General features: G+C 58.8%; 1 protein-coding gene. It reads left to right on the forward strand.

What is annotated here, in order from left to right; genetic code table 11:
* Positions 1-794 (forward strand): calcium-binding protein (locus tag B9Z41_RS16865; protein WP_304441805.1); only part of this gene is annotated, 794 nt, incomplete at both ends.

A 794-nucleotide genomic window follows, 5' to 3' on the forward strand; every position in this document is an offset into this window, starting at 1 on the left:
TACCAAGTGGAGAAGATCAGCTTTGCGGACGGCACGGTGTGGGGCGTTGGAGACATCGCCAGCAGGGTGACGCGTAACGGCACCGAGGGTGCGGACTACATGGTCGGGTTCACTAACTACGCCAGCCGCATCAACGGCTTGGGTGGCAACGACACGCTGATTGGTGGCAACCAGGACGACGTGTTGGACGGGGGTGAGGGCGATGACTCGTTGAGCGGAGGATACGGCAACGACACGCTGATGGGAGGTGCAGGCAATGACAGCTTGTCTGGGGATTCTGGCAACGACACATTGGTGGGAGGTGCAGGCAACGACAGCTTGTCTGGAGATTATGGAGACGACACGCTCACAGGTGGGGAGGGCAACGACTACCTCTCGGGAGGATTCGGAAGCGACACCTATGTGTTCAACCAAGGGGATGGGCAAGACACGATCAACGACTATGACTATTGGACGTGGCAAGACACAGACACCTTGCAGTTGGGGGCTGGGTTGTTGATGGGTGACATGCAAATCAGCCAGGAGGGTGAGGACCTCAAGCTGAGCTGGGGCACAGACACGGTCACCCTACAGAGTTACTTCAACAGCAGCGCGTACTACCAAGTGGAGAAGATCAGCTTTGCGGACGGCACGGTGTGGGGCGTTGGAGACATCGCCAGCAGGGTGACGCGTAACGGCACCGAGGGTGCGGACTACATGGTCGGGTTCACTAACTACGCCAGCCGCATCAACGGCTTGGGTGGCAACGACACGCTGATTGGTGGTAACCAGGACGACGTGTTGGACGGGGGTGA

The organism is Limnohabitans sp. JirII-31 (assembly GCF_002778315.1).
Lineage (GTDB): Bacteria > Pseudomonadota > Gammaproteobacteria > Burkholderiales > Burkholderiaceae_C > Limnohabitans.